The following is a 20,877-nucleotide window of genomic DNA, read 5'->3' on the forward strand; positions in this document are numbered from 1 at the left end:
GCTTTCTTGTTTTCGGTCGGATCGGGCGCCCTACTGGAGCGTGCGGCCGATGGCGTAGAAGCGGTCCGCCCGACGCTTGCGCAGCTCGTCCGATGACAGGCCTTCCAGCCCCTTCAGCTCGTCTTCCAGAGCGTCCGCCACGTTAGCGAGTGCAGCCTGCGGGTCGGAGTGTGCGCCGCCCGCCGGCTCCGGCACGATGCGATCCACGATCTTCATTGCCAAAAGGTCCTGGGCGGTGATCTTCATGGCCTTGGCCGCGTCCGCCGCCGAGCGCGCGCCGCGCCACAGGATCGAGTTGGCGCCCTCCGGCGCGATCACCGAATAGATGGCGTGCTCGAGGATCAAGACCCGGTTCGTGCCGGCGATGGCGATGGCGCCGCCGGAGCCGCCCTCGCCCGTGATGACCGCCACGTTGGGCACGCCGAGCATCAGGCACTTCTCGGTGGAGCGGGCGATGGCTTCCGCCACGCCACGCTCTTCGGACGCGATTCCAGGATAGGCCCCGGCCGTGTCGATGAAGCTCAGCACGGGCAGCTTGAACTGCTCGGCCAGTTCCATCAGGCGGATCGCCTTGCGGTAGCCCTCCGGGCGCGCATAGCCGAAGTTGTGCTTCACGCGGGTGACGGTGTCTCGGCCCTTCTCATGGCCCATGACCACCACCGGACGCCCGCGGAAACGCCCGAGCCCGCCGATGATCGCCTGGTCGTCACCGAAGGTGCGGTCGCCGCGCAATTCCACGAACTCGTCGATCAGCGATCCCACGTAGTCGACGAAGTGCGGCCGGTCGGGATGGCGCGCCACCTGCGTCTTCTGCCAGGCGTCGAGCTTGGAATAGGCGTCGCGGCGCATCTCCTGGGCGCGGGTGCGCAGGGCGTCGATCTCAGCGTCGAAGGCGCCGGGGCCCGCCGACTCCGAGAGTTTGGAGAGCTCCTCGATCTTGGCTTCGAGCTCCGCAATGGGACGCTCGAACTCGAGGTAATGCACAGCCATACGAGGCGTTTTCCTGCACGGTTACGAAGCGGCGGAAATTAGGCGGGAAGGCTTGGCCTCACAAGTGCGCCAAACCGCCTGCCTCGCTTGGGTGCAACTTCAACAGTCAATGGTCGTTTGTTAGTCCGAGGTCGCGCCGGCCCGCTCTGATCCGGGGGACATCAGGCAGAACGGCCGCCTCTTCAAAGACGACGCACGACCCGCGCTGACACCGCAGCGTGCGTTCCCGAGGAGAGAACGGAGCTATACTATGAAATCCCCCCTGCACATCGCCATGGCGTCTGCGATCGCGCTGACGACCGCCGCCCCGGCCTTCGCCCAATACTATCAACCGACTCCGCAGTACCAGCGCGACTTGAACCGCTATGACCGGGATCGCGCCAACTACGAATACAATCGCAGCGACTATGAAGCCGCCCGCGTTCAGTACGAGCGCGACCGCGCCGCCTGGGAGCGTTCGCGCGCCGATTATGACCGTCGCTACGGCTACGGCGCCTACGTCCGCCGCTACGGCCCCGCCCCGACCTGGGACACCGCCCGCTACGGCGCCTACGACAGCCGCTACAGCAGCGCCTACGACGCCAATCGCTACGGGGCCAACAGCGCCTACTCGGCCGGCGTCAGCTGCAACAACAACAACTCGACGGTGACCGCCGGCGCGATCGGCGCCATCGCCGGCGCCCTGCTGGGCTCCAACGTCGCCGCTCGCAACGCCCGCACCGAGGGCGCCGTCCTGGGCGCTCTGGTCGGCGGCGGCGTCGGCGCGGCCGTGGGCCGGGCCAACGACAAGTACAAGTGCGACAACCGCGGTCCGTATTTCAGCTACAACGAGACCATCCCCTACCGCGAACCGACGGCGGGTCGGTCCAGCCGCTATAGCTACTACACCCAGCAGCGGTGCCGCCTGGCGCCTGCCCCGGTGGACAGCGCCGGCCGCGACTACCGCTACGTCCGCGTCTGCCCGGACGCCGAGGGTCGCTATCGCATCACCGGCTAAGCAAGACCTCCGGTCCCAACTGGAAGCCGCCCTTCGGGGCGGCTTCTTTCGTTTCAGCCTTTGCGCGCCAGCGGATGCTTGGTCTGCACCACTTCGGCCAGACGGTCGCTGGCCACGTGGGTGTAGATCTGAGTGGTGGCGATGTCGGCATGTCCCAGCAGGGTCTGCACGACACGCAGGTCGGCCCCGCCCTCCAGCAGATGGGTGGCGAAGGCATGGCGCAGGACGTGCGGGCTGACTCTGGCCGGATCGATTCCGGCGTCTGCCGCCGCCTCGTCCAGCAGCTGGGCGAAGCGGCGCGGCGTCAGGCGCCCGCCCGCTCCGCGAGACGGAAACAGCCACGGGTTCGCCTTGTCTCCTTTGGGCAGGAAGGCCGGGCGCGCTTCCAGGTAGGCCTTCACCGCCGCACGGGCGGTGTCGTTCAGCGGCGCCAGGCGTTCCTTTCCGCCCTTGCCCTTGACGATCAGATAGGCGGGGTCACGCGCCAGAGCCGCCAGCGTAAGACTCGTGAGCTCAGAGATCCGCAGGCCCGAGGCGTAGGCAAGCTCCACCATGCAGGCCAGCCGCAGGCCCTGCGCCCCGTCGCGGGCCGCAGCCGCTGCGATGAGGCGGTCCATCTCCTCGCGACTGAGCACCTTGGGCAGCGAACGGCCCTGTTTCGGAGCCTCGACCCGGCGGGAGGGGTCGTCCTGGCGCCAGCCTTCGCCCAGCACGAAACGGTAGAACTGCCGCACCGCCGAGCGCCGGCGCGCCGCCGTGGCCGGCGAGAGGCCGCGCTGTCCGAGGGCGGCGAAGTAGGCCTCCACCTCCTCTGCAGAGGCGTTCGACAGGTCGCGGCCACGCCCCGCCAGAAAGCCGGCGGCGTCCTCGAGATCACGCGTGTAAGCCGACAATGTGTTTTTCGCGGCCGCGCGCTCGACCGCCATCATCTCCAAGAAGGCTTCGGCCCAGGCGCGACCCTGGCTCATTTCAGCGCCAGCAGCCCTTCAATGGCGAAAGCTCGCGCATCCGCTTCGAGCCCGCTCTCGTGCAAAGCCCGAACGATGCGTGCCCGGTCGGCGATCGCCACGCCGCCCGTCCCGGCATCGGCAGCAGCCCAAAGCGCCAGCATCGCACTCTCCCCCATCAGCCGGTTTCGAGCGGCCGCCTCGAGCGCCAGATTACGGCCGATCGGCGTCTTGCCCTCTGGTGTTGTCAGGGCCGCGAGGCGTCCGCGGACATCCGCGCTGTCCCCCGCGGCGAAGGCGGAGGCCAGCAGGGCTGCGCCTTCCGCCCGCGCGCGGGTCTTGACGTCGGCCTTTGCGGCGTTGTCCAGCAGGCGCTGCAGCAACTCGACAGGAACAGCGCCGCCGCTGGCGAGGGCGCGCGCCGCCGCCAGGACATCGTCCTCTCCATCAGGGATGGTCCAGGTCAGCTCTGTGGGTTCCGCAGCAGCCAGCGCGGCGGCGACCGCCGGCGCAGGCTTGGCTGCGGAAAGGTCCAGGCCCAGGCTGCGAGAAAGGGCAAGGTCCAGGCCGTTGCGGAGTGATGCCGCGCCAGGGCTGCCGGCGCCGGCCAGCTTTGCGCTCATCAGACGGCCGTACACCGCATCCCGCGAGGTGCTATGGGCCAGGTCAAAGGTCAGCTGCGCCTGGGCGGTCTCGCCAGCGGTCGCCTGACAAAATGCGCGCAGCCTCAGCCAGTAGACGTCCTCCCGACCCACCGTCAGGGCCTGGCCAATGGCGCACGCGCGCGCATCGTCGCCTGCCAGCAGAGCGCTCTCCGCCGCGGCTCGGGAAAGCTCGGCGCTGCGGTCCACGCCCGGCGCGCGCGCCAGGATCGCGGCGGCCGCGCCCGGATCCCCCACCGCGGTCAGAGCCTGCGCCCGGGCGGCGGTCAGGCCGGCGTCCGCGCCGATCCCCCGCGGGCCAGGCGCGCCCGTCGCCAGCACGCGCCGTGCGAGGGCGGCGGCGGCCGGCGGAAGCGGCTTGCTGGCCAGCAGCGGCAGCACCTTGCCGACCGTGTCGATAGAGGCGCCCTGCCAGACGGTGGCGGGCAGTCCGGTCTGCCGTCCGGCGATCGAAAAGGCGTCCGGCGCCGCCAACGGCGCGACTTCGACGGCCTGGGCCAAGGCCGCGGCAGGCGCGGCGGTGAGGAGGAGCACGGCGGCCAGCGCAGGGAAACGCAACATGTGCCGATCATACGCAAGCCCTGCGGTTGGCGCGAGGGCGCAGGCTCGTGTAAAGCCTTGGCCGCCCATGGACCGTTTCGAACCGCTGCGCCGCCGCACCATCGTCCTCGTGGGCCTGATGGGGGTTGGCAAGTCCAGTGTAGGGCGCAGGCTCGCCAGCGCCCTGGATCTGCCGTTCCGCGATGCCGACAGCGAGGTCGAGACCGCCGCCGGTCGCTCGATCCCGGAGATCTTCGCCGATCTCGGCGAGCCCGCCTTTCGCGAGGGTGAGCGCCGGGTGATCGCCCGTCTGCTGGAGTTGCCGCCGCACGTCTTGGCCACCGGGGGCGGCGCGTTCGTCAGCGCGGAAACACGAGACCTGATCAAGTCCAAGGCGATTTCGGTCTGGCTCAAGGCCGATCTGGAAGTTCTCGCCCGCCGGGTGGCGCGCAAGGACACGCGACCGCTGCTAGCCGGCAAAGACCCGCTGCAGGTCCTCAAGGCCCAGGCCGAGGCTCGCTACCCCACCTATGCGGAGGCCGACGTGACGGTGGAGACAGGCGACGCCGCTCACCACGTCACGGTGGACCAGATCATCCGCGCGCTCACCACACACCTGGAGTCTCAATCGCAATGACGCGCACCGTCCGTGTGGGTCTGGGCGAGCGCGCCTATGACGTTGTCATCGGCTCCGGCCTGCAGGCCCAGGCCGGGGAGCGCATCGCGCCCCTCCTGAAGCGCAAGCGCCTGGCGGTGGTCAGCGACAGCACGGTCTGGAAGCTGCATGGCGAGGCGTTCACCGCAGCCCTGCAGGGCGCCGGGATCAGCGTCTCGCCGGTGATCGTACCGCCGGGGGAGCAGACCAAGAGCTTCGAAGGGCTGGCCGACGTATCCGACCGGCTGCTGGCGCTAGAGCTCGATCGTGGAGATCTGGTGGCTGCGTTCGGCGGCGGCGTGGTGGGCGACCTCGCCGGGTTTGCGGCCGCCATCTACAAGCGCGGCATCGATTTCATCCAGATTCCCACCACCCTGCTGGCCCAGGTCGACTCCTCCGTCGGCGGCAAGACGGCGATCGACACACCGCGCGGCAAGAACCTCATCGGCGCCTTCCACCAGCCGCGGCTGGTGCTGGCGGACCTCGACGTCCTCTCGACCCTCTCCGACCGCGAAATGCGCGCCGGCTACGCCGAGGTCATCAAGTATGGCTTGCTCGGCGACTTCGCCTTCTTCGAGTGGCTGGAGGCCAACGGCGCGCAGGTGCTGGCGCGCGAGCCGGCCGCCCTCGCTCACGCCGTGGCGCGCTCGGTCGAGATGAAGGCCGAGATCGTGGCCGAGGACGAGAAGGAACAGGGCCGGCGCGCCCTGCTCAACCTGGGTCACACCTTCGGTCACGCCCTGGAAGCGGAGACCGGCTACGGCGACGCGCTGCTGCATGGCGAAGCGGTCGCCGCCGGCTCAGCCATCGCTTTCCGTTTCTCAGCGAGCCAGGGCCTATGCTCTGCGCAGGACGCCCGCCGCGCGACGGACGCCATCGCCGCCGCCGGCCTGCCGACGCGCCTCGAGGAGACGGCCGGTCACCCTTATGGGGCCGAACAGCTCGTCCGCCACATGGGGCAGGACAAGAAGGCGGAGGGCGGACGGCTGACCTTCATCCTAGCCCGGGCCCTGGGCGACGCCTTTGTGGCCAAGGATGTGGACGCCGCAGCGGTGCGCAAGTTCCTGCAGGCCGAAGGCGCCGCCTGACAGGAAGCCGGTCACCCGCCGCATCCGAAAGTTGAAGCTTGGCTGGAGATTTCGGCGGCCGCGCGCTTGACCGTCGCCCCGAAAAGGCGATCTCGTCGGAACCAACGAGGGGCGTCAACACTTTAGCTAAGCTTGCTCGATCGGGGGATCGTCCGCCCAATGTCCGTTATTTTCGCCGTCACGCCCCGGAACGGGACGGCCGCCTGCCTGCATTCGAAGGCAAAGCGGGTCGCGGGGCTTGACGCGGCATCGGATGGGCTGTCTTGCCGGTCGGCGACGCTGCAGCACGCCTTGGAGCCAGAAGAATGAACAACGACGCGGCCAAGCTTGAAGGCCTGCGCGTCCTCGTGGTCGAGGACGAAATGATGGTGTCGATGCTGATCGAGGACATGCTGACCGACCTCGGCTGCACGGTCGTTGGCCCGGCATCCCGCCTGGACGAAGCGCTGGAATTGGCCAAGGGCGCGGATCTCGATTGCGCCGTGCTGGACGTGAACCTGGGTGGGCAGCCGATCTTCCCGGTCGCCGATGTGCTGCGCCAGAAGGGCGCGCCGTTCGCGTTTGCGACGGGCTATGGCGACGCCGGTTTGCGCGACGTCGACAAGGGATCGCCTGTGCTGCAGAAGCCGTTCCGCGAAAGCGACCTGGCGCGCATCCTCGGAGAGCTGCGCGCCGCGGTCGGATCCGCCTAAAGGTAGCTCAGAACCCAGCCGGGCGAGCCCAGCACAATGGTCAGGGCGCCCGCCAGGCAGACGAGCGGCAGCAGCAGTTTCACGTCCCGTCTCCTCGACAATCCCGAACGATGTTCCGTCGGGACGCGGGAGATAGGGTCAAGGCTGCGGCTGCGCCATATCCGTTTCGGCAGAACTGTTCTGCAGAAATGTTGAGGCGCGGATCAGCTAGGCTTCGCCCGGGGCCACTGCGCGGACGGATAAGGCGTGCACGGGGCCGGCAAGCTCCTCGGCAAGGGCCTTGTAGACCATCCGCTGGCGCATGACCTTGGGCGCACCGGCGAAGGCCTGCGCCTCGATCAGCACGTTGAAGTGGCTCTCGCCGCCTTCGCGTGCGCCTGCGTGGCCATGGTGGCGCGCGGAATCGTCCTGGATCTCCAGCCGGGTGGGCTGAAACGCTGCCGTAAGCTTGTTGTGGATGGCATCGATTATGGCGCCCATGGCTCTGATCTTCAATTCTTGAACGGGACTTTCTCCCCCCCATACTCCCGCGAATGCCGTCTGCTTTTCAATACAGGCCCAAGTTCAAGGACATCCGTGTTCGGCCGCCGTCCGAACAGGAGGACAAGACCGCCGAGGATGTCCACGCCCTCAAGCCGGGCGAGCGGGCCTGCGACCATCCCGGTTGCCGGCGCGCAGCCAGCGCGCGTGCGCCCAAGTCGCGGCAGATGCTGAACGAGCACTACTGGTTCTGTCAGCCTCACGCGGCGGAGTACAATCGCAACTGGAACTTCTTCGCCGGGATGACCGAGGCGCAGGTGCGCCAGCATCAGCAGGACGAGCTGTTCACCGGCGGCCGCCCGACCTGGGAAATGAAGGCCAGCAACGCTTCCCGCGAGGCCGCCGCCTTCGCCGCCAAGTTCGGCAAGGGCGAGGGCTATCGCGATCCCTTCAACATGTTCGGCGCCGACGCTGGCGGCGCCCGCCCGCCTCCGCCGGAGCCGCAGGGTCGCCAGCTGGGCAAGATCGAGCGCAACGCCCTGGCCGAACTCGACCTCGACCAGGACGCCGAAAGCGCTCAGATCCGCGCGCGCTACACCGAGCTGGTGCGGCGGCTGCACCCGGACGCCAACGGCGGCGACCGCGCTGGCGAAGGCCGTCTGCAGAAGGTGATCAAGGCCTACCAGTCGCTCCGCAAGGCAGGGATGGTCTAGCGGCGCTGCGTCACAGCCGCCGCTCGTGACAAAAGCGTCGCAGCGGAGGAGTAGTGCGCGCTCGAGTTCCTCCGTCGAGAGTTCCTGATGTCCGCGTCCCGCCGCACCGTTCTTGCTTCTGCCGCCGGTCTCGCTTTCCTGGGCGCGTCGCGCATCGCCAACGCGGACGCAGGCCTGCCGCCCACGCCGTACAAGAGCGAGGTCTTCGGCTACGGGCCGCTGCGGCCTGACCCTGCCGGCCTCTTCGACCTGCCCGAGGGATTCTCCTACAAGATCGTCTCGCGTTTCGGCGAGCCGATGAGCGACGGCTTCACCACACCGGGCAAGATGGACGGCATGTACGCCTTCCCGGGCGGGGGCGACCTCGTGCGGCTGGTCCGCAACCACGAACTCAACCCCGCCGACATCCCGATCAGCGCCTATGGCGCGGATGGCGCCCTCGCCTCGCGCCTGGGCGCCGATCGTCCCTACGATCGCCTGCTGGACGGCAAGCCCGCGCCGGGCGGCACCACGACTGTGGTCTGGGACCTTCGGGCCCAGCGCATGGTGTCCAGCCATGTCAGCCTGGCGGGCACCAGCACCAACTGTGCGGGCGGCCACACCCCCTGGGGCTCCTGGCTCACCTGCGAAGAGACCGTCGAGGTCGGCGGCCGCCGGACCCAGAAGGCGCACGGCTGGGTGTTCGAGGTGCCCGCTGGCTTGAACACGCCGGCCGACCCGACGCCGATCACCGGCATGGGCCGCTTCCGGCACGAGGCTGTGGCCATCGACCCGCGCACGGGCATCGCCTACCTGACAGAGGACGAAGGCGACGGTCGCGGCCTGTTCTACCGCTTCCTTCCCAACGACCGCCGCAAGCCGCAGTCCGGCGGCCGGCTGCAAGCACTGGGCTTTGCGGAAGGCGCCGACGCCGATCCGCGCAACTGGACCGGACGCTACCTGGATCCAGGCCAGAGCCGCCCGGTTCGCTGGATCGACGTGGATGGCGTCGACAATCCCGACAACGACCTGCGCGACCGGGGCCACGCCGCCGGCGCGGCCTGGTTCGCCCGCGGCGAAGGCGTCTTTTGGGGCGACGGAGAGCTGTTCTTCACCTGCACCAGCGGCGGTCCGGAAAAGTACGGCCAGATCTTCCGCTACCGACCGAGCGCCCATGAAGGCCAGGCCGGCGAGCGTGACGCGCCGGGGCAGATCCAGCTTTTCGTGGAGCCGCGCGACGCCGACCTGATGCGCATGTGCGACAACATCGCCGTGGCGCCCTGGGGGCACCTCATCGTCTGCGAGGACAAGGACAAGGGCTCGGTGAACTTCCTCAAGGCGGTGACGCCTGAAGGGAAGATCTACACCATCGGCCGCAACGCCCATCCGGGCGACGGGGACGTCGGCGGCAATTCCGAACTGGCAGGCTGCTGCTTCTCGCCCGACGGCACGACGCTGTTCGTGAACGTCTACCGCCCGGGCATGACCCTGGCGATCCGAGGGCCCTGGAGCCGTTTCCGCGCCTGAGGCAGGCTCAGCTTGTGAGGCAAGCTGGGCGGTGGCAGCATCCGCCGCCTAGCCGCCGGCCCTCGCCGCGGCGTCGCAAGCTTCGGAACACCGATGAACCGCCGTACAGTCGTGCAGGCCGCGCAGGCCGCCCTGCTCACCGCCCTCGCGCCCGCCGGCGCCTGGGCGCAGGCCCGCGCCTCCGCCACGCCGTTCGAGGCGCTGCGCGATCGCTACTTCGTGGGCGCGTTGCGCTTCAATCCGGTGACGGCCACCTATCTGGGCGGCGACGCCTATGCGCCCGAGCTGGCTGACAGCAACGCTCGACTGCGGGACTACCGTCCCGCGGCCCTCGCAGGTGAACTCGCCTTCTATCGGCAGATCCAGACGGCCCATGCCGCCACTCGTCCGCAGACGCTCGCCCCCCAGCTGCGCATCGACCACGAGGTGATGGGCGCCCAGTTGGCCTTCATCATCCGCCAGCTGGAGCGGCGCTATCACCAGCGGGCCGTCGACACCTACGTCGCCGAGCCCTTCCGCGGCCTCGACTGGCAGATCCAGCAGATGACCGACGCCGGCGGGGGGCGGCTCGGAACCCAGGCCGAATGGGCGCTCGCCATCCGCCGCACGCAGGTCGTTCCCGCCTATGTCCAGGCTGCGAAGGCCAACCTTCAGGCCGGCATCGCCGCCGGCAATCGGCCGGACTGGCGGATGGTCGAGCGCGACGGCGTCGGCGGCTCCAAGACCAACGCCGAGTACTTCCGCAAGACCTTGCCCGATCTCGCCCGCGGCTACCTGGGCGATCGCCCGTTCGCGGCCGCAGCGCTCAGCCAACTGACGGCTGCCGGCGAGGCTGCAGCCCGCGCGTGGGACGAATTCGGCGCCTTCCTGACCACCGCCTTTGCAGGCGATCGGCAGGACCGGTTCGCCGCGGGCGTCGAGGATTACGAATGGCGGGTGCGCAACAACCTGCGCGACCGCCGCTCGGCCGCCGAGCTCTTCGCCTATGGCCAGCAACAAGTCGCTCTTTACCAAGGCCGCATGTTCGAGGTGGCGGAACAGGTCGCGCGCGAGGCCGGTCTGAACCTCTCCTTCGCCACCCCGGAGGCGAAGAACGCCTCGGTGCGGGCGGTTATGGAGCACCTCTCCAAGGACTCGCCCAAGTCTGACGCCGAACTGCTGCAGTGGTACGTCGATACTGGCCGCCGGGCCGTCCAGTACGGGCGCGAGCGGCAGCTGTTCGACATCCCGGCGGACTACCGGCTGGACGTGGTCGAGACGCCGCCGGTCCTGCGCGCCACGATCGACGCCGCCTACTATCCGGCTCCGCCGTTCAAGAAGACCGGCGTCGGCCGCTTCTATCTCACCCTGACCGGCGATGATCCGGCGGCGCTGGCCCTGAACAACCGGGCGTCCGTGGCCGACACGGCGATCCACGAGGGCTTCCCCGGCCACGACTGGCACTTCAAGTACATGACGCAGCACGCGGCCGAGATCAGCAACATCCGCTGGCTGACGCCGGGCGCGGTGGAGGACTCTTCGGCCATGTGGTCCGACAGCCCGGCCACGGAAGGCTGGGGTCTCTACTCCGAGGAGCTGATGAGCGAGCCCGCCCCTGGGCGACCCTACGGCTTCTACACGCCGGGAGAGTACCTGTACGAACTCCAGGGCCAGCTGATGCGGGCGGTGCGCATCGTCGTCGATGTGGGCATCCACACAGGTCGGATGAGCTTTGACGAGGCGGTGGACTACTTCAACGCCAACCACGCCTTCTATCCGGGCGCCCGCCAGAAGGCCGGGCAGGACCCGACCGCCCGCGCGCTAACCGTGACGGCTCAACGAGCCATCTACCGCTACAGCAAGTGGCCGACCCAGGCGATCACCTACAATTTGGGCAAGGCCGCGATCATCGCCCTGCGCGAGGACTACAAGGCCGCCCGGGGTTCGGCCTACAGCGCCAAGGACTTCCACGAGCGGCTGATGCGCATGGGTACGATCCCCGCGGCCTATATCCGCGAGGCGTTCCTGTCCGCAGCTTGAGGCCGTGCCCGCCGCGCTCCGCATCCGGCGATCACATTTTCGCAAGCTGAGCCGCGAGACGGAAACAACGGCTCCGCTTCCCAGGTTGGGCGTCGGTGCTGCCGCTACGGCAGCGCTGTGGCTGTTCAGAAAACTGGGTTGGGAAAATGGAAGCTGAGAAGAACGAAGAGCTGTCGAAAGCCGCGGAAGACCGCCGGCGGTTCCTGGGCACGGCGGGCAAGCTGGCGGTCGTCGTGCCGCCGGCGATGACCGTGCTCCTGTCCACCAGCATGTCCTCGCCGGCGATCGCCAAGTCCGGCGGCGGCGGCGGCGGCGGCGGCGGCGGTGGTGGTGGCGGCCACGGCGGCGGCGGTCACGGCGGTGGCGGTTGGAGCGGCGGCTGGGGCGGCGGCTGGGGCGGCGGCAAGAAGCGCTAGCGCACTTCGCCACCTCGCCGGTTCATCGCCGGCGGGGTGGCTTTTCCCCTACGGAGATCAGGCGGCGACCCGCGCCCGCGCAGCGGCGAACCACGGGATAAGCCGCCGGATGGCTTCCTCGATCTGCGGCGTCGAAACCGCAAAGCTCATACGGAAAAAGCGCCGCCCTTCGACTGGATCGAAGTCCACGCCCGGAGCCGTGGCCACGCCCGTGTCCCGCAGCAGTTGCTGGCAGAAGGCGAGGCTGTCGTCGGTGAGCTTGCCAATGTCCGCCCATATGTAAAAGGCCCCGTCCGGCGGCGCGATCCGGTCCAACCCGAGCTCCGGCAAGGCGTCGAGCAACAGCTGGCGGTTCCGGCGATAGACCGCCACGTGTCCCTCCAGCTCGTCCCGCGCGTCCATGGCCACCAGGCCCGCGTGCTGGCTGAGCGACGGCGCGGTCAGGAACATGTTGTTGGCATAGGCGCGCGCGGTGTGAACCTGCGCGGCGGGAACGACGAGCCAGCCCAGGCGCCAGGCGACCATGCTGAAGTACTTCGAGAAGCTGTTGACGATGAGCGCCTGCGGCTCGAACTCCAGCATCGAGCGCGCCGGCCCGACGTAGCTCAGGCCATGGTAGATCTCGTCGGAGATGATGCGGATCCCGCGCTCGCGGCACACCCGGGCGATGGCCTCCAGCTCCTGCGGTTCGATCACCGTGCCGGTGGGATTGGCGGGGCTCGCCACGATCACTCCGGCCGGCGCGGGCTCCAGCTCCGCCAGGTGCTGCGCCGTGAGCTGATAGCGGTCCTCCGGTCCGCAGGCGATCTCCACCGGAACCATCCGCAGGCCCTTCAGGACGTTGCGATAGGCGACATAGCCGGGCCGGGCGAGCGCGATGCGATCGCCGGGCTCAAAACTCGACGCCAGCGCCAGCACCAGGGCCGGGGAAGCGCCGCAGGTCAGCAGCACCTGCTCGGCGGCGATCTCGACCCCGTAGCTATCCTGGTAGTGCCGAGCGATCCGCGCCTTGAGCGCCGGGCTTTCCCAGTAACCCATCGGGTCAACGTCCAGCACCTCATGCGTCCGGGCGATCGCCGCCACCGGCGCGCCGGTGGAGGGCTGGCCGAACTCCATGTGGATGATGGAGCGACCTTCGGCCTTCAGCTCGTGCGCCAGCCGGCTGATGGCGATGGCGTGAAAGGGTTCGATCTCGGCGGACATGCCCCCTCGCCTACGCCGGTTCTGCGCTGAACGCCATGCGACGCCCCGGCGCGAATTTTGCCTTCGCTGTTGGATAGAAAACCGCCGCTCGCCCGTTCACCGGTCGTGCTGAGCCCCACCGCCGATACCGAGATCCGGACGCCGTCCCCAGAGCGGCAGGTGCGGACCGCATTCAGCGAAGCCTTGGACGGCTTCGATGCAAGCCGCCCGATCCTGCTGGTCAGTCACAACGACACGGACGGCTTGTCGGCCCTGGCCATCCTTTCGAAGGCGCTGGAGCGTGCCGGCCGACCAGCCGAGGCGCAGGTTCTCGGCCGGGGCGAAAGTCCTTGGTCGGCGGACACGGCCGCCAGGCTGCGCGCTCGCGAACCGGGCGGCGTCATGCTGCTGGATCTTGGGCTGCGGGACGGCCCCATCGGCTGGAATGCGCCCACCCTGGTGATCGACCACCACGTGCCGCGCGGCTCGCCCACCGTGGCGGCCATCACAGGTTGGCGGATGGACCCGATCCCGACCACCAGCCTGCTCGCCTGGTGGTGCGCCCACGAGCTGACCGAGGCCGACGACCTGCTCTGGCTGGCGGCGCTCGGGCTCGTGGGAGACATGGCGGAGGATGCAGGGTTTGCCGAGATGGCCGAGGCCCGCCGCCGCTACGGCGTGACCGCCCTGCGCCAGGCCTCCAGCTTGCTGAACGCCGGCCGCCGCTCAGCGTCTGGAGACGCAGGACCAGCGCTGGCGCTGCTGCTGAAGGGCGCCGGCCCCAAGGACGTCACCTCTGGCCGTTTCCCGGAAACGGAGGCCCTGCTCGCCGCCAAGACCGAAGTCGCCCAGGCTCTGGATAGGGCCAAGCGCATAGGACCCGTGGTCCGAGGCGGCGTGGCGCTGATCGGCTTCTCTTCGGCCTGCCAGATTCATCCCCTCGTCGCCCAACAATGGCGCGGCCGGTTGAAGAACGAGATCGTGCTCGCCGCCAACTTCGGCTTTCGCCCGGGCTGGGTTCACTTCGCGGCGCGTACGGCGCGCGACATCGACCTCATCGAATTCCTCGCGCGCCATGCCCCGGCGGGCGCCGACGAGAACTATGGATCAGGCCATGTGAAGGCCACCGGCGGCGCCCTGCGGCCCGCCGACTGGAACGCCTTCGTGCGCGGCCTGGGCTTCGGTCCCGAACAGGAGTTCCCGCAATGAGCCATCCGCTGCGCATGGGCTTCCCGGTCAAGGTCCTCGGTCGGGAGATCAAGAGCAACGACACGCGTCGGTGGCAGAGCAATCCGCACCTGAAGGTCAGCCTCGAGTACGTCGACCAGATCCTCGACTACCTGAAGCTCCGCAAGATCGAGATGTACCGGCTGTCGTCGGACCTCGCGCCCTACGCCACCCATCCCGACATGCCGCAGTTCCACAAGATGGTGGAGGAGAGCGACCCTGAGCTGCAGGCGATCGGCAAGAAGGCCCGCGAACTGGGCATCCGCCTGTCCTTCCACCCCTCCCAGTTCGTCCTGCTGAACAGCCCGGACGAGACCCTGACCCGCAAGAGCATCTGGGACCTGTCCTCCCAGGCCGAGATGCTGGACCGCATGGGCCTGGGCGACGAGGCGGTGATGGTGACCCACGTGGGCGGCGTCTATGGCGATCCGGTGCAGAGCCGCGCCCGGTGGGCCGAGCGTTGGCCGAGGCTGCCCGAGCACGTCCGCCGCCGGCTGGTGCTGGAAAACGACGACATCCGGTTCTCCGCCGCCGACGTCCTGTGGGTGCACGAGCAGACCGGGGTGCGGTGCGTGTTCGACTATCAGCACTGCTGGTGCCTGAACCCGGAAGGGCTCGACATGGTCGACGCCCTGAAGCGCATCCTGGCGACCTGGCCCGAAGGGCAGAGGCCGAAAATCCACTTCTCCACCCCGCGCATGGAAATGCGCGAGCTCGTCCGCCAGGACAAGAAGACCAAGAAGAAGACGACCACCCTCGCCCCGCCCGTGATCACCAACCATTCGGACTTCACCAACCCCTTCGAGTTCGCCCGTTTCATGCGCGACGCCGATGGGTTGGAGTTCGACGTCATGCTCGAAAGCAAGTCCAAGGACCTGGCGCTGCTGAAGCTGCGCTCGGACCTCCTGCGGTTCGCCCCCGACGTGGCGGCGCGGTTCGGGCTGACGCCCGCCGACGCGCCAGCCTTGCCCGACGACGAGGCCCTTTCCATCGACGAGGCGGCCTTGGACGACGCCGACCCGGATGAAGGCGCGCGCCGCCTGCCTGAGGAGCCTCGGCCCTTCGCCTGATCCGCACCTGACTTGACGTCGGGTCACCTCCGCGCCTAGCCAAGCTGAAAGGGCGGGGGGAAACGGAACAAGCTATGGACCAGCGTGCAAGCGCGGGCGGGCCTTCGAGCCGCCGCGTGCTGACGGCGAGCCTCGTGGGGACCGCCGTCGAATTCTACGACTTCTACATCTATGCGACGGCCGCATCGCTGGTGTTCGGCCCGCTGTTCTTCCCCAAGGCTTCGGCGTCGGCCCAGCTGCTCAGCAGCTACGCGACTTTCGCCGTCGCCTTCTTCGCGCGGCCGCTGGGCGCCGCCTTCTTCGGCCACTTCGGCGACCGGATCGGCCGCAAGTCGACGCTTGTGGCCTCACTGATGACGATGGGCGGCTCGACCCTGCTCATCGCCTTCCTGCCCACCTACGCCATGGTCGGCTGGCTGGCGCCGGCCCTGCTCTGCCTCATGCGTTTCGGCCAGGGCTTTGGGCTTGGCGGAGAGTGGGGCGGCGCGGCGCTGCTGGCGGTGGAAAACGCTCCGCCCGGCTATCGCGCCCGCTTCGGCATGTTCCCGCAGCTGGGGGCGCCGGTGGGCTTCATCGCCGCCAACGGCCTGTTCCTGATCCTGGGCCTGTTCCTGACCCCCGACCAGTTCCGCGACTGGGGTTGGCGCCTGCCGTTCCTGCTCAGCGCCATCCTTGTGGGCTTGGGCCTGTGGGTGCGTCTGAAGCTCACGGAGACCCCGGCGTTCAAAGCCGCCCTCGAGCATGCGCCGCCGGCCAAGGTGCCGCTGGGCGAGGTTCTGACCCGCTTTCCGCTGCGCACCCTGGGCGGCACCTTCGCCGTGGTGGCCTGCTTCGCCACCTTCTACATCGCCACCGCCTTCGCCATCGGCTACGGCGTCGGCACCCTCGGCTACCCGCGCGAGATCTTCCTGGGCGTGGAGCTTGGGGCAATCCTGTTCATGGCCGCCGGCATCATCGCCGCGGGCTACTGGGCCGACGCTTCAAGCCCCCGGCGAGTGTTGATGGCCGGCTGCCTGATGGTCGTCGCGGCCGGCGTGCTTCTGCCGCTGATGATGGGCGCGGGCTCCCTGCTGCTCGTAGCCGCCTTCCTCTCGCTGACCCTGTTCTTCATGGGCTTCGTGTACGGCCCATTGGGCGCCTTCCTGCCCGACCTTTTCCCGGCGCGGGTGCGCTACACGGGCGCGTCCATGGCCTTCAACATCGGCGGCATCCTGGGCGGCGGCCTGGCGCCCATGATCGCCCAGGCGCTCGCCGATCGAGGCGGGCTGGTGCCGGTAGGAATCTACCTCGGCGGGGCCGCTCTGGTGAGCTTCCTGGCCTTGTGGCCCCTGCGCCAGCAGCTCGGCGAAGAGTAAGGCGCCGCTCCGGATCGGCGGCTGCGTTCCTATATGGGAGGCCCAGCCGGCGCGCGTCCCTGACGGCGTCGCTCACCTCCTCGCTCATACGGAACGTCTCGGGTCAGGCCCCGTTTGCGTCCGCTGTCCCAAGCCTGTAATCGAACCTCGCCATGGCCATCCAAGACACCACCGAAGACAAGCTCGTCACCCTGGTTCCGGACCACAAGGTCAACGCACGCGAGACCTTCGGGGTGGATTTCGACCTGCAGGTCCCGGCCTTCCGCGAGCGCGATGCGCACGTTCCGGAAGCTGACCCGGCCTACAAGTTCGATCCCGAGACCACCCGCGCCATTCTCGCTGGCTTCGCCTATGACCGGCGGGTGATGGTTCAGGGCTATCACGGCACCGGCAAGTCGACCCACATCGAGCAGGTGGCCGCCCGCCTGAACTGGCCGCTCATCCGGGTGAACCTAGACAGCCACGTCAGCCGCATCGACCTCGTCGGCAAGGACGCCATCGTCCTGAAGGACGGCAAGCAGGTCACCGAATTCCGCGAAGGCATCCTGCCCTGGACCATCCAGCGGCCGATCGCCCTCGTGTTCGACGAATACGACGCCGGCCGCCCGGACGTGATGTTCGTGATCCAGCGCGTGCTGGAAGCGCAGGGCAAGCTGACCTTGCTCGACCAGAACCGCGTGATCCGGCCGAACCCCTATTTCCGCTTGTTCGCCACGACCAACACCATTGGCCTGGGCGACACCACCGGCCTCTATCACGGCACCCAGCAGATCAACCAAGGCCAGATGGACCGTTGGTCGATCGTCACCACGCTGAACTACCTGGCCCACGACGTGGAAGCCGAGATCGTCCTGGCGAAAACTCCCAGCTACAACAACGCCGAGGGCCGCCGGACCATTAACGCCATGGTCCGGGTGGCGGACATGACCCGCAACGCGTTCATGAACGGGGACATCTCCACCGTCATGAGCCCGCGGACGGTGATCACCTGGGCCCAGAACGCCGAGATCTTCGGCGGCGACGTGGCCCTCGCCTTCCGCATGACCTTCCTGAACAAGTGCGACGAGCTGGAGCGCGGCACCGTCGCCGAGTTCTTCCAGCGCGCTTTTGGACAGGACCTGCCGGAAAGCACGGCCCGGGTGCGGGTGGCTTAAGGCCGCTCCGCTTCAACGAGGCGGTCCACCGCGGCCACATAGGCTTCGGCGTTGAACTTCTTGAAGGTGTTCGGCCCCATGGACCGGACCGTGCCGAACACCGGCTGCGGTCCCCATGGACGGTCGTGCAGGCCGAAGATCCAGCCGACGTTCATGAAGCTGTTGGCGTCACGGCCATCCAGGAACCAGCGGTTGTTGATCCGCAGCAGGACGTCCCAGGCTTCTTCCGGGGTGCGCGACCACTGGAGGATCTTCTTTCCCCAGTACATCCGCATGTGATTGTGCATGTAGCCGGTCTCGCGCATCTCGCGCATCGCGGCGTTCCAGTATCGGTCGTGGGTCTCGCAGGCCTCGAACTGCTCGCGGGTGTAAAGGTGCGGACGCGGATCGGCCGCATGCGCCACGAGGGTCTTGCGGGCCCACTCGGGCAGAGTCCGATAATCGTCGTAGGCCGGCTCGTAGAACACGTGGTTCATGGCCAGCTCCCGCCGGACGATGAGCTCCTCGAGATAGCTCGCCAGATCCTCCGAGCCTGGCTTCGCCTCCCGCGCCGCCAGCGCCAGCTCCACTGGCGAAATCTGCCCAAAGTGCAGATAGGGGCTCATGTGCGAGCCAGCTGCCGCCTCTGGAATGCCGCGCTCGGCGCTGTAGCGGCCAAGCCCGTCCTCCAAGAATTGCGCCAGGCGCTCGCGCGCCGCAGCCTGCCCCGCCACGAAGCGCTTCACCGGCCCGACGGACATATCGAGCTTCAGCTCGACCAGCACGGCGGCGATGTCCGACAGATCCACGTTGCTGGCCAGGTTCAGCTGGTCCGCCCGCACTGAGACGGGCGTGGCCGGCAGATCCACCAAGTAGTCTTCACGCAGCCGCTGGATCTTCGGACGGATCGTCCGCGCCGCAAACTCGTGCTTGGGCGACGCGGTCTCCACCGGCACCACAACGTCGCCTTCCACCTGGATCAGCCGCCGGTCGATGGTCTTGGCCAATGCCTCGCGCCAGGCGCGCTGCGGCTTGAGGTAGCCGCGATCGCAGACCACCAGAGCCGCCTGCCGCGACAGCTCCAGCGCCAGCTCGTTGGGCGCTTTGCGGCGGATGACGAACGCCACGCCTCGCTCCACCAGCCGCGCCTGCACCTCGGCCAGACCTCGCAGCATGAAGTCGTAGTGCCGGGCGTTCGCCTCCGGGTAGGCTGTGACGCCAAAGCCTACGACGGTCGGCAGCCCCAGGCGGTTGGCCTCCTCGATCGCCAACTCCAGCGCAGGGTTGAACTCAGCGCGCTGCGACTGCTGCATCCAGTAGAGGACATAGGCGCCGTCCGCCCGTTCCGGCGCATCGTTCAGCACCTTGATGCGACTGGACTGGATCATCGTGTCTCCCCGAACGGCAGGCGCGCCACCGGCTCCCACGGCCCGCCCAGATAGCGCCACACCAGCAGTCCCACGGCCTCGATCTCGAACGGCTGGAAGTCATGCTGCAGCGCTTCCAGCAGCGCCTTGGCCTGATCCGGTTCGACCTTGTTCTGGACGGTGATGTGCGGCCGGAACGGCGCCTTGTCCTGCGCCGTCAGCCACGGCTCGAACGCCTGCGCCAAGCGCCCCCGCAGGCTTTCGACGTCTGGCGACGCCAGCCGAAACGCCACGCCGCGTCCCAGCGACCATGGCCCGCGGACGGTCATCGCCATCGGCCCGGCTGCGGCCTGGCACGCGGCTTTCAGCGTCTCTGCCACCTGCGCTTCGTGCTCGCCGGGAAGCTGGTGGAACAGCGTCAGGTGCGCGGGCACCTTGTTGCGCTCGGGCGGGAAGTGGGCGCGCCGAAGGTCGTCGAACCAATCGAAGGCGCTGTCCTCCAGGGCGGCGGTCACGATGAACGGCGGGGCGGCGGCCATGAGCCTTCTTCGGCAGGTTGCAGGCAAAAGAAAAGCCGCCCTCGCGGACGGCTTTCCTCAGGTGTGCGGATGTCCCGCTATCTGCCTGTGATCTTCCGGCCGGCCATGAAGCCGAGCACCGCGAAGACGATGAAGCCCACCACGAAGATGAAGAACAGGAACTTGGCGATGCCGGCGGCTGCGCCGGCGATGCCGCCGAAGCCGAGGGCGGCGGCGATCAGGGCGACCACCGCAAAGATCAGAGCCCACTTGAGCATTGTTCGTCTCTTATTCTCGCGGCGACGGTCGCCGCATCTTGCTTCAGAAACGCAGGTCTGCACGGCCGCGTTCCTCGACTACTTCAGGTTCTATCTGCGCAGCCCGGACGCCTCAGGATCGTGTTCCTCGCCAACCAATCCCGCCCGGCCGCGTTCTCTCTTGCAACCGAGAGATAAAATGGAGGCCTAAGCGTGGCTGACATGACGCTCCAAGACCTGTCGCAGAAGATGCGCGACATCGACTTCACCACCGTCTTCACGCGGACGGAGGGCGGCGCCCTGGCGGGGCGCCCGATGAGCAACAACGGCGAGGTGGAGTACGAGGGCGACAGCTACTTCTTCGCCTGGGACGACTCGCGCGTGGCCGGCGACATCGCCCGTGATCCGCAGGTCGGCATGTCCTTGCAGGGCTCGAAAGGGCTGCTGGGCAAGCCGCCACTGTTCATCACGATCGAAGGGCGAGCCGAGCTCATCCGCGACAAGGCGCAGTTCCAGGAACACTGGACCAAGGATCTGGATCGCTGGTTCGAGAACGGCCCGGACACGCCCGGCGTGGTCATGATCAAGGTCCGCGCCGAACGCATCCACTACTGGGACGGCGGCGACGAAGGCGAGATCCCGGTCGCCTGAGCCGGTCGGCGGAGCCTGCCGTGCAGGGCGGCCCCGCCCTGAAGCCACGCGGCTTAGTGCGTGGTCGGCGTGTTGCTGGTGGTCGCGCCGCCGTCGGCGTTGCCGGCTTGCTGTTCGATCTGGTCGGCCTGCTTGTTCAGGGCAGTTTCCTGGGACTCGTTCGGCGTGGCGGCGGCCTGGGCTTCCAGGTTGTCGGCCTTCGCTTCAGCGGCGTTGTCGGCTTGGCTGTTGCAGGCGGTCAGGCTGACGGCCGCGCAGGCGGCGACGATGAGAGTGGCGAGACGCATGTTTCCTCCGGATTTGGACCCCGACCAAGCTTCAGCGCACGAGTTCGTGATAGGTTGCATTTGTTAGGTTGCGCGGGAGCTGGTGGATGCGCGCGCCCACTTCCTTGTTTCGCGCGCACCGAGCC

22 protein-coding genes are annotated in these 20,877 nt (G+C 68.3%); 13 read left to right on the forward strand and 9 right to left on the reverse strand.

What is annotated here, in order from left to right; genetic code table 11:
• Positions 1–30: 30 nt before the first annotated feature.
• Positions 31–990, reverse strand: a complete 960-nt coding sequence (locus DJ018_RS16445) for an acetyl-CoA carboxylase carboxyltransferase subunit alpha (protein WP_111516054.1) — start codon at positions 988–990, stop codon at positions 31–33.
• A gap of 250 nt (positions 991–1,240) precedes the next feature.
• Between DJ018_RS16445 and DJ018_RS16450 the strand changes: the two genes are divergently transcribed.
• Positions 1,241–1,987, forward strand: coding sequence for a glycine zipper domain-containing protein (locus DJ018_RS16450; RefSeq protein WP_111516055.1), 747 nt, complete (start codon positions 1,241–1,243; stop codon positions 1,985–1,987).
• Positions 1,988–2,040: 53 nt separating this feature from the next.
• On the opposite strand, the gene DJ018_RS16455 is transcribed toward DJ018_RS16450, so the two are convergent.
• A complete protein-coding gene (locus DJ018_RS16455) occupies positions 2,041–2,955 on the reverse strand; it encodes a site-specific tyrosine recombinase XerD (RefSeq protein ID WP_111516056.1) in 915 nt (304 codons plus the stop codon).
• On the reverse strand, positions 2,952–4,157 hold the full coding sequence (locus DJ018_RS16460; protein WP_111516057.1) for a hypothetical protein: 1,206 nt from the start codon (positions 4,155–4,157) through the stop codon (positions 2,952–2,954). Before DJ018_RS16460 ends, DJ018_RS16455 begins: the two co-directional genes overlap by 4 nt.
• A gap of 67 nt (positions 4,158–4,224) precedes the next feature.
• Between DJ018_RS16460 and DJ018_RS16465 the strand changes: the two genes are divergently transcribed.
• The 3 genes from DJ018_RS16465 to DJ018_RS16475 all read left to right on the forward strand — a co-directional run bounded on the left by DJ018_RS16465 (position 4,225) and on the right by DJ018_RS16475 (position 6,571).
• Complete coding sequence (locus tag DJ018_RS16465) at positions 4,225–4,773, forward strand: shikimate kinase (protein WP_111516058.1); 549 nt, start codon at positions 4,225–4,227, stop codon at positions 4,771–4,773.
• The gene (aroB, locus tag DJ018_RS16470) at positions 4,770–5,879 is read left to right on the forward strand and encodes a 3-dehydroquinate synthase (RefSeq protein ID WP_111516059.1); all 1,110 of its coding nucleotides are present in this window, start codon (positions 4,770–4,772) and stop codon (positions 5,877–5,879) included. The genes DJ018_RS16465 and aroB overlap by 4 nt, the downstream gene beginning before the upstream one ends.
• A gap of 305 nt (positions 5,880–6,184) precedes the next feature.
• Positions 6,185–6,571, forward strand: coding sequence for a response regulator (locus DJ018_RS16475; RefSeq protein WP_111516060.1), 387 nt, complete (start codon positions 6,185–6,187; stop codon positions 6,569–6,571).
• Between the two features lie 207 nt (positions 6,572–6,778).
• Here DJ018_RS16475 and DJ018_RS16480 read toward each other — a convergent pair whose 3' ends face one another.
• Positions 6,779–7,051: a BolA family protein gene (locus tag DJ018_RS16480; RefSeq protein WP_111516061.1), complete on the reverse strand. Its 273-nt coding sequence runs from the start codon at positions 7,049–7,051 to the stop codon at positions 6,779–6,781.
• A 53-nt stretch (positions 7,052–7,104) separates the two neighbouring features.
• Between DJ018_RS16480 and DJ018_RS16485 the strand changes: the two genes are divergently transcribed.
• From DJ018_RS16485 to DJ018_RS19600, 4 genes are all read left to right on the forward strand, one after another.
• On the forward strand, positions 7,105–7,764 hold the full coding sequence (locus DJ018_RS16485) for a J domain-containing protein (protein ID WP_111516062.1): 660 nt from the start codon (positions 7,105–7,107) through the stop codon (positions 7,762–7,764).
• 87 nt (positions 7,765–7,851) lie between these two features.
• Positions 7,852–9,270: an alkaline phosphatase PhoX gene (locus tag DJ018_RS16490; RefSeq protein ID WP_111516063.1), complete on the forward strand. Its 1,419-nt coding sequence runs from the start codon at positions 7,852–7,854 to the stop codon at positions 9,268–9,270.
• Positions 9,271–9,363: 93 nt separating this feature from the next.
• Positions 9,364–11,289 (forward strand): DUF885 domain-containing protein, encoded by a 1,926-nt coding sequence (locus DJ018_RS16495; protein ID WP_111516064.1) that lies wholly within the window; start codon positions 9,364–9,366, stop codon positions 11,287–11,289.
• 146 nt (positions 11,290–11,435) lie between these two features.
• Positions 11,436–11,705, forward strand: coding sequence for a hypothetical protein (locus tag DJ018_RS19600; protein ID WP_205853800.1), 270 nt, complete (start codon positions 11,436–11,438; stop codon positions 11,703–11,705).
• 57 nt (positions 11,706–11,762) lie between these two features.
• Here the strand turns inward: DJ018_RS19600 and DJ018_RS16505 are convergent, their stop codons facing one another.
• Positions 11,763–12,908 carry a pyridoxal phosphate-dependent aminotransferase gene (locus tag DJ018_RS16505; protein WP_111516065.1) on the reverse strand — a complete coding sequence of 382 codons (1,146 nt, stop codon included), beginning with the start codon at positions 12,906–12,908 and terminating at the stop codon, positions 11,763–11,765.
• Positions 12,909–13,067: 159 nt separating this feature from the next.
• Between DJ018_RS16505 and DJ018_RS16510 the strand changes: the two genes are divergently transcribed.
• The 4 genes from DJ018_RS16510 (at position 13,068) to cobS (ending at position 17,693) form a co-directional block, all read left to right on the forward strand.
• Complete coding sequence (locus DJ018_RS16510) at positions 13,068–14,096, forward strand: DHH family phosphoesterase (protein WP_111516127.1); 1,029 nt, start codon at positions 13,068–13,070, stop codon at positions 14,094–14,096.
• Positions 14,093–15,184: a UV DNA damage repair endonuclease UvsE gene (gene uvsE, locus DJ018_RS16515; RefSeq protein WP_111516066.1), complete on the forward strand. Its 1,092-nt coding sequence runs from the start codon at positions 14,093–14,095 to the stop codon at positions 15,182–15,184. The genes DJ018_RS16510 and uvsE overlap by 4 nt, the downstream gene beginning before the upstream one ends.
• A gap of 74 nt (positions 15,185–15,258) precedes the next feature.
• Complete coding sequence (locus DJ018_RS16520) at positions 15,259–16,539, forward strand: MFS transporter (RefSeq protein ID WP_111516067.1); 1,281 nt, start codon at positions 15,259–15,261, stop codon at positions 16,537–16,539.
• Between the two features lie 152 nt (positions 16,540–16,691).
• A complete protein-coding gene (gene cobS, locus DJ018_RS16525) occupies positions 16,692–17,693 on the forward strand; it encodes a cobaltochelatase subunit CobS (protein WP_111516068.1) in 1,002 nt (333 codons plus the stop codon).
• On the opposite strand, the gene DJ018_RS16530 is transcribed toward cobS, so the two are convergent.
• From DJ018_RS16530 to DJ018_RS16540, 3 genes are all read right to left on the reverse strand, one after another.
• Positions 17,690–19,060: a deoxyribodipyrimidine photo-lyase gene (locus DJ018_RS16530; protein WP_111516069.1), complete on the reverse strand. Its 1,371-nt coding sequence runs from the start codon at positions 19,058–19,060 to the stop codon at positions 17,690–17,692. The genes cobS and DJ018_RS16530 overlap by 4 nt on opposite strands.
• Positions 19,057–19,578, reverse strand: a complete 522-nt coding sequence (locus DJ018_RS16535; RefSeq protein WP_111516070.1) for a 2'-5' RNA ligase family protein — start codon at positions 19,576–19,578, stop codon at positions 19,057–19,059. Before DJ018_RS16535 ends, DJ018_RS16530 begins: the two co-directional genes overlap by 4 nt.
• Positions 19,579–19,655: 77 nt before the next feature.
• The gene (locus DJ018_RS16540; RefSeq protein WP_111516071.1) at positions 19,656–19,835 is read right to left on the reverse strand and encodes a DUF1328 family protein; all 180 of its coding nucleotides are present in this window, start codon (positions 19,833–19,835) and stop codon (positions 19,656–19,658) included.
• Positions 19,836–20,036: 201 nt separating this feature from the next.
• Here DJ018_RS16540 and DJ018_RS16545 point away from each other — a divergent pair, with 201 nt between their 5' ends.
• Entirely contained in the window at positions 20,037–20,465 is a 429-nt protein-coding gene (locus DJ018_RS16545) for a pyridoxamine 5'-phosphate oxidase family protein (RefSeq protein WP_205853799.1), read from the forward strand.
• A 53-nt stretch (positions 20,466–20,518) separates the two neighbouring features.
• Here DJ018_RS16545 and DJ018_RS16550 read toward each other — a convergent pair whose 3' ends face one another.
• A complete protein-coding gene (locus DJ018_RS16550) occupies positions 20,519–20,752 on the reverse strand; it encodes a hypothetical protein (protein WP_111516073.1) in 234 nt (77 codons plus the stop codon).
• Between the last annotated feature and the right edge of the window lie 125 nt (positions 20,753–20,877).

Source organism: Phenylobacterium deserti (assembly GCF_003254705.1).
GTDB classification, from domain to species: Bacteria; Pseudomonadota; Alphaproteobacteria; order Caulobacterales; family Caulobacteraceae; genus Phenylobacterium; species Phenylobacterium deserti.